The organism is Synechococcales cyanobacterium T60_A2020_003 (assembly GCA_015272205.1).
Classification (GTDB): Bacteria; Cyanobacteriota; Cyanobacteriia; order RECH01; family RECH01; genus JACYMB01.
On the sequence record JACYMB010000160.1, the window covers coordinates 1 to 2,590 of the forward strand.

Genomic DNA, 2,590 nt, shown 5'->3' on the forward strand with positions numbered 1-2,590 from the left:
GGGGCGCACGTTTCACAACTCATCTTTTTCACAAATCACGTAGGAACGCTATATGAACCCTTACAACGTACCGAAAATTGATTCCGAAAGCCCAGAACGTGCGATCGCCCTTCGAGTCCCGGTGCGGGTTCCCAAGTCCTATCATCGTGAACCTGTGATCTCAAAACTAAGAACAGACTACGGACTGGATGTCACCATCTCTGCGGCCATGCTAGGAGCCAGCGGTCATGAGGATGGCTGGTTTGATCTCATTCTGAATGGACAGCAATCCCAAATCCAAAGTGGCCTAGCGTATTTCAACGAAACTGTTTCATGGGTATCAATCGAGAACGTTGGCAGTTACGTATTGCTTTCATAGATACTACAGGTTACTCCCAGGCGCAACGGATTCCCGTGGCATGATAAAAGTTGAACGCCATCTAGCGCGTCTATTGCTCTTACATCCCTCAAATGGTCATGGTGCGACGACTGCTTTTCTTTGGCCTCTGGCTTGGATTTATCCTCTACGCGTTTGGCTTTGCTCCACCCGATCAAGCCAACACGATCGATCTCATCAAAAATCTATCTACAGGGCAGTGGCAGGGCATTAATCCGCTGATCGTAGCCCTGTTCAACATCATGGGGCTTTGGCCGATGATCTATGCCTGCGTTTTATGTGCCGACGGACGGGGACAATCGGTGCGGGCGTGGCCGTTCGCAGCAGCATCCTTCGGGGTGGGAGCCTTCGCGCTGTTGCCCTATCTGGGTCTCCGCCACCCCAATCCCACGTTTATTGGCGAAAAGAGCAAACTGATTTCTCTGTTGGACGCCCGCTGGACGGGACGTGCGATCGCCTTGGGTGTCCTAATCCTGCTAGGGTATGGCATCCTCAACGGTAACTGGGCTGACTTTGTTCAGCAGTGGCAAACCAGTCGCTTCATTCACGTCATGAGCTTAGATTTCTGCCTGTTAGGTCTAGTGTTCCCGACCTTATTGGGTGACGACATGGCGCGACGGGGATGGGGCGGATCGGTCTGGTTTTGGGCGTTTGCCCTCATTCCGCTACTGGGAGCGGTGACCTATCTCTCGGTGCGGCCTTCTCTGCCGGATTCTGCTGTTTCTCAAGGAGACACAATGCGATACGACGATCCGGTGCGATCGCTGTGAACCACAACCTCTCCATTCGGCGTTGTGAACACCACCCGATAGCCGGGGGTAATCATCTGAGCGCATCCCTCATCGGGACGAGCAGCACCCAGACAAGCGTCGCTCCAGTCCACCGCTTCTGCTGTTTTAACGGTTAACGAATCTGCCGCCAGTCCCAAATCTGCGGCGATCGCGACCCGCAATTGGGTTTCAAGCTCAGCAGGCAACGAACCCTCCCGACTCCTGTCCGAAGCAATGGGTGAATTAGCGGTTGGTACAGTGGGTGTAGGCTCAGAATACGAAGAGGTTCCTGGGGTGCATCCACTCACCCACACCAGAAACAGGCAAAGCAAAAGGGCGATCGCTGCACGACGCATAACGTTGGCCTATAGCAAGTATCTAGTAATCATCTATGTAATTTTGGGTCGTACCTTGCCTGTTCCCCGTTAAGATTAAATATTAGTAACATTCTGTTCATTGCCTGTAGTTTGACGAGCTAAATTGCCATGCTGCTGAAATCAACAACTCGCCATGTCCGCATCTTTACCGCTGAAGTGGATGGAACCGAGCTCATTCCGAGCGAAAATAAGTTGACGCTGGATGTTGATCCTGATAACGAACTGATGTGGAATGAGGGTGCATTGCAATCCGTTTACCGAAAGTTTGATGAGCTCGTCGCAGCAAACGAGGGTACAGAGCTCACGGATTACAACTTACGTCGCATTGGCTCTGATTTGGAACACTTTATCCGTGGATTGCTCCAAGATGGACAAGTATCCTATAACTTGCAAACTCGTACTCGCAACTACAGCTTGGGACTTCCCCGAATCGAACCCAAGTCATAAGTCTACAGGTCATCAAAAAGCACAAAATACAGCGTCCAATCGAAGCCATCTTGAAGGTTCTTACCGGAGGAAGGCGTCAGAGGTCTGTTAGGTAAAGGTATATTGGAAAAATCTGACATTCCTCGGCTAACGAAGCTCCTTCTTGGTGATGCTGTACTGCCCTAATTCTTCCTGTCAAACTCCGAATGACGAAACTCAGAAGTACTGTCAGCAATGCGGCGCTTTTTTGCCCAAGCAGTACCTCTGGGCGTTAGGAGATGATGCGGCTATTTACAAGCCGGGTGAATTCTTGATGGGACGATATTTATGTAAGGGCGATCGCCTGTTTCTCGATACCCAACCTGCACAACTACCCGAGCCGTTCCAGGAAATTCCAGAGCCCTACTCGCCCTATCTGAGGCTTGCACCCTTTCGTCTACATGTGCCGCAGGTGTATGACGTGATCGGCGAACAGGCAGAGGCGTCGCGGCAGATTTTGCTGCTGAATGAGGCGGCGATCGCGGATCCAGCCGTACACGGTAGCCGGGATGAAGACCTTCATCTGCTGTCGAGTTTGGCGGAATCTTGGCCGACAGCCAGCGCTTTTCGGCAGTTAAACTGGCTCTGGCAAATCGCCCAGC

5 protein-coding genes are annotated in these 2,590 nt (G+C 51.8%); 4 read left to right on the forward strand and 1 reads right to left on the reverse strand.

Features of this window, described 5'->3' with window-relative positions:
* The first annotated feature begins 52 nt into the window (after nucleotides 1-52).
* Complete coding sequence (locus IGR76_08545) at nucleotides 53-358, forward strand: NIL domain-containing protein (protein MBF2078556.1); 306 nt, start codon at nucleotides 53-55, stop codon at nucleotides 356-358.
* A gap of 98 nt (nucleotides 359-456) precedes the next feature.
* Nucleotides 457-1,146 (forward strand): DUF2834 domain-containing protein, encoded by a 690-nt coding sequence (locus tag IGR76_08550; GenBank protein ID MBF2078557.1) that lies wholly within the window; start codon nucleotides 457-459, stop codon nucleotides 1,144-1,146.
* On the opposite strand, the gene IGR76_08555 is transcribed toward IGR76_08550, so the two are convergent.
* Nucleotides 1,101-1,502, reverse strand: coding sequence for a hypothetical protein (locus IGR76_08555; GenBank protein ID MBF2078558.1), 402 nt, complete (start codon nucleotides 1,500-1,502; stop codon nucleotides 1,101-1,103). The genes IGR76_08550 and IGR76_08555 overlap by 46 nt on opposite strands.
* A gap of 129 nt (nucleotides 1,503-1,631) precedes the next feature.
* Here IGR76_08555 and IGR76_08560 point away from each other — a divergent pair, with 129 nt between their 5' ends.
* Both IGR76_08560 and IGR76_08565 read left to right on the forward strand, forming a co-directional pair.
* The gene (locus IGR76_08560) at nucleotides 1,632-1,970 is read left to right on the forward strand and encodes an NAD(P)H-quinone oxidoreductase subunit M (GenBank protein ID MBF2078559.1); all 339 of its coding nucleotides are present in this window, start codon (nucleotides 1,632-1,634) and stop codon (nucleotides 1,968-1,970) included.
* A 148-nt stretch (nucleotides 1,971-2,118) separates the two neighbouring features.
* On the forward strand, nucleotides 2,119-2,590 hold a 472-nt coding region (locus tag IGR76_08565; protein ID MBF2078560.1), incomplete at its 3' end, for a zinc ribbon domain-containing protein.